The organism is Micromonospora sp. ATLC20, assembly GCF_057196585.1.
Genome location: NZ_JBXUOV010000299.1, coordinates 1 through 3,948 on the forward strand (window position 1 = coordinate 1; position 3,948 = coordinate 3,948).

The 3,948-nt window shown below is 72.5% G+C and carries 3 protein-coding genes and 1 pseudogene; 3 read left to right on the forward strand and 1 reads right to left on the reverse strand.

The features are described from left to right. Positions 1-114 precede the first annotated feature (114 nt). The gene (gene mgrA / locus AC2CHG_RS30390) at positions 115-1,104 is read right to left on the reverse strand and encodes an L-glyceraldehyde 3-phosphate reductase (protein ID WP_484526101.1); all 990 of its coding nucleotides are present in this window, start codon (positions 1,102-1,104) and stop codon (positions 115-117) included. 57 nt (positions 1,105-1,161) lie between these two features. Between mgrA and AC2CHG_RS30395 the strand changes: the two genes are divergently transcribed. The 3 genes and pseudogenes from AC2CHG_RS30395 to AC2CHG_RS30405 all read left to right on the forward strand — a co-directional run. Further along, positions 1,162-2,130: an aldo/keto reductase gene (locus AC2CHG_RS30395; RefSeq protein ID WP_047894557.1), complete on the forward strand. Its 969-nt coding sequence runs from the start codon at positions 1,162-1,164 to the stop codon at positions 2,128-2,130. Positions 2,131-2,200: 70 nt separating this feature from the next. Then, on the forward strand, positions 2,201-3,703 hold the full coding sequence (locus AC2CHG_RS30400) for a magnesium chelatase ATPase subunit I (RefSeq protein ID WP_484526102.1): 1,503 nt from the start codon (positions 2,201-2,203) through the stop codon (positions 3,701-3,703). Positions 3,704-3,705: 2 nt separating this feature from the next. Further along, a pseudogene (locus AC2CHG_RS30405) lies at positions 3,706-3,948 on the forward strand (hypothetical protein); the annotation flags it as partial.

The following is a 3,948-nucleotide window of genomic DNA, read 5'->3' on the forward strand; positions in this document are numbered from 1 at the left end:
TCGTCGCGCTGCTCGCGGCGGCGGTGGTCGGACTGCGGCGGACCGGCGGGCCGCCGCCCGGGCGGCCGTGCGGTGTCCGCAACCACCGCGCCGGGCGGCGCCGCATCTGGTGACTCAGCCGAGCAGGCGCTCGACCTCGGCCAGGTCGTCACCGGCGAGGTCGAGGTTGTTCAACGCGGCCACGTTGCCCTCCAGTTGCCCGACGCTGCTCGCGCCGATGATGAGGCTGGTCATGCGCGGGTCGCGCAGCGCCCACGTCAGGGCGAGCTGCGCGAGGGTCTGCCCGCGCCGCTCGGCCACCGCGGCGAGCCCTCGGACCGTCGCCATCGTCTCCTCGTCGAGGTCGCTCTCGTTCAGGAAGACGCTCGTGCGGACCCGGGAGTCGGCCGGGATGCCCTTCAGGTAACGGTCGGTGAGCAGACCCTGGGCGAGCGGGCTGTAGGCGATGCAGCCGGCACCGACGCGCTCCAGCGTGTCCAGCAGGCCGTCGTTCTCGGTCCAGCGGTTCATCATCGAGTACGACGGCTGGTTGATCAGCAGCGGCGTACCCAGGTCGCGCAGGATCGCGGCGGCCCGCTCGGTCTGCTCCGAGTCGTAGTTGGAGACACCCACGTAGAGCGCCTTGCCGGAGCGGACGATCGCGTCGAGCGCGCCCATCGTCTCCTCCAGCGGGGTCTCCGGGTCGAACCGGTGCGAGTAGAAGATGTCGACGTAGTCCAGCCCGAGGCGGCGCAGCGACTGGTCCAGCGACGAGATCAGGTACTTGCGCGAACCCCACTCGCCGTACGGGCCCTGCCACATCAGATAGCCGGCCTTGCTGGAGATCACCAGCTCGTCCCGGTACGGCTTCAGGTCGCCGGCGAGCAGCCGGCCGAAGTTCTCCTCCGCCGAACCGGGCGGCGGGCCGTAGTTGTTCGCCAGGTCGAAGTGGGTGATGCCGAGGTCGAAGGCGCGGCGGACGATGTCGCGCTGCCGCTCGAAGGGGCGGTCCGGTCCGAAGTTGTGCCACAGGCCGAGGGAGATCACTGGCAGCTTCAGCCCGCTGCGGCCACTGCGCCGGTAGAGCATCTCGTGGTAACGGTCGTCGCTGGCGAGGTAGGTCACCAGGCCATTCTGTCCGGACCGGAGTGCGCACGCAGCAGCCCGGGTACGTTCGGCCTCATGCGTTACGTGCGGCTCGACACCCCCAAGCCCATTTCCAAGATCGGCCTCGGCACCTGGCAGTTCGGCTCCAAGGAGTGGGGTTACGGCCCCGAGTACGAGCGCCGCGCCGCCGAGATCGTCCGGCGGGCGCTCGACCTGGGCGTCACGCTGTTCGACACCGCCGAGCTGTACGGCTTCGGCCGCAGCGAGCGCATCCTCGGCGCGGCGCTCGGCGACGACCGGGCCAAGGTCGTGGTCGCCACCAAGATCTTCCCGCTGCTGCCGGTCGCGCCCGTGGTGCAGCAGCGCGCGGTCGCCTCCGCCGCCCGGCTCGGCGTCGACGGCATCGACCTCTACCAGGTGCACCAGGCCAACCCGGTGGTCGCCGACACCACCACCATGCGCGGCATGCGCTCGCTGCAGGACGTCGGGCTGGTCGGCGAGGTCGGCGTCAGCAACTACGGGCTGCGCCGGTGGCGGTTCGCCGAGGCCGCGCTGGGCCGCCGGGTGCTGAGCAACCAGGTCCGCTACAGCATGATCGACCGCGGCCCCGAAGAAGACCTCATCCCGTACGCGGAGCAGGCCGGCCGCATCGTCATCGCGTACTCCCCGCTGGCGCAGGGTTTCCTCTCCGGCCGCTACGACGCCACGAACCCGCCCGCCGGGGCGGTACGCCGGGCCAACCCGTACTTCCTGCCGGAGAACCTGGAACGCGGCACCGCGCTGATCGCCACGCTGCGCGAGGTCGCCGACGCGCACGACGCCACGCCGAGCCAGATCGCGCTCGCGTACGTGCTGCGGCACCCGAACGTGGTGGCCATCCCCGGTGCCTCCGGGGTCGAGCAGATGGAACGCAACGCCGCCGCCGCCGAGATCGACCTCGCCGACGACGAGTACGCCGCACTGGTGGCCGCCGCGCACGCGTTCCGCCCGGTCACCGGACTGGCCGCCGTACCCCGGATGGTCCGCGCCCGCCTCGGGAAGTGAGCGGCGCTCCGGCGGCTTCCCTTGTCGCGACATCGACGACGGAGGCCGCCGGTCGTCGGAGCGCGCTAGCGTGGGTCGGGTGACCGCTCCCAACCAGGTTTCCCCGGTCCCGCCCGCCGACCTGCCGAGCACGCTCGGCGAGCTGCGCGCGACCGGCCACCGCTACCGCACGGTCAAACAGGAACTCCGAGACAACCTCCTCGCCCGGATGGGCTCCGGCGAGGAACGCTTCCCTGGCATCGTGGGCTACGAGGACACGGTGCTGCCCGAGGTCGAGCGCGCGCTGCTCGCCGGGCACGACATGGTGCTGCTCGGCGAGCGCGGGCAGGGCAAGACCCGGCTGATCCGCTCGCTCGGCGCGCTGCTGGACGAGTGGACCCCGGTGATCCCCGGCTCGGTGCTGAACGAGCACCCGATGCACCCGCTCACCCCGGCGTCCCAGGCGCTGGTCGACTCGGCCGGTGACGACCTGGCGATCGGCTGGCTGCACCGCTCGATGCGGTACGGCGAGAAGCTCGCCACGCCGGACACCAGCGTCGGTGACCTGATCGGCGACGTCGACCCGATCCGCCTCGCGCAGGGCCGCACGCTCGGTGACCCGGAGACCATCCACTTCGGGCTCGTACCGCGTACCAACCGGGGCGTCTTCGCCGTCAACGAGCTGCCCGACCTGGCCGAACGCATCCAGGTGGCGCTGCTCAACGTGCTGGAGGAGCGCGACATCCAGGTCCGCGGCTACCAGCTGCGGCTGCCGCTGGACCTGCTGCTGGTGGCCAGCGCCAACCCGGAGGACTACACCAACCGGGGCCGGATCATCACGCCCCTGAAGGACCGGTTCGGCGCGGAGATCCGTACCCACTACCCGCTCGACCTGGACCTGGAGCTGGCACTGATCCGGCAGGAGGCCGACCTGGTCGCCGTCGTACCGGAGCACGTGCTGGAGGTGCTGGCCCGGTTCGCCCGCGACGTGCGGGAGTCCCCGTCGGTGGACCCGCGCTCCGGCGTGTCCGCCCGGTTCGCCATCGCCGCCGCGGAGACGGTCGCCGCCGCCGCGTTGCGTCGTTCGGGTCTGCTGGCAGGTGCCTCTGCCGTCGCTGGTGCCTCTGCTGCTGCCTCGGGTGGCGGCGCTGCGTCTGCCTCTCGTCCGGAGGCGCCGGTGGCCCGGATCGGGGACACCGTCTCCGTCACCTCCACGCTGCGCGGCAAGGTCGAGTTCGAGAGCGGCGAAGAGGGGCGCGAGATCGAGGTGCTCGCGCACCTGCTGCGTACCGCCACCGCCGAGACGTTCCGCGCCCGCCTCGCCGGGCTCGACCTGTCCGGCTTCACCGCGATCGTCGCCGAGGGCGGCGCCGTCGAGACCGGGGAACTGGTCTCCTCGGCCGAGCTGTTGCGCCAGGTCGGGACCGTGCCGGGGCTGGCCAAGGTGCTCGACCGGCTCGGGCTCGGCGACGCCCCCAGCCCGGAGGAGGCGGCAGCCGGCATCGAGTTCGTGCTGGAAGGGCTGCACCTGACCCGCAGGCTCGGCAAGGACGTCACCGAATCCGGGCGCACCGTCTACGGGGACCGGGACTGACAGTGGTCGGCGGCAACCGCTTCCGGTACGGGCAGTGGCGCGGCGGACCCGACCCGCTCGCCCCGCCGTACGACGTGCGCGCCGCGGTGGACGCGGTCGGCTCGGACGTGCTCGCCGGCGGCAGCCTGCGCGAATCGCTGCGCGAGCTGCTGCGGCGCGGCCCGCAGGGGCGTGGCGGGCTGGACGACCTGGCCGCCCGTGCCCGCCGCCTGCGCCGGGAGGCGCTGCGCCGCGGCGACCTGGAC

What these genes read in the sequence shown, in the direction of transcription:
- AC2CHG_RS30395 (WP_047894557.1), top strand. Translation starts at nt 1,162, where the DNA reads ATGCGTTACGTGCGGCTCGACACCCCCAAGCCCATTTCCAAGATCGGC.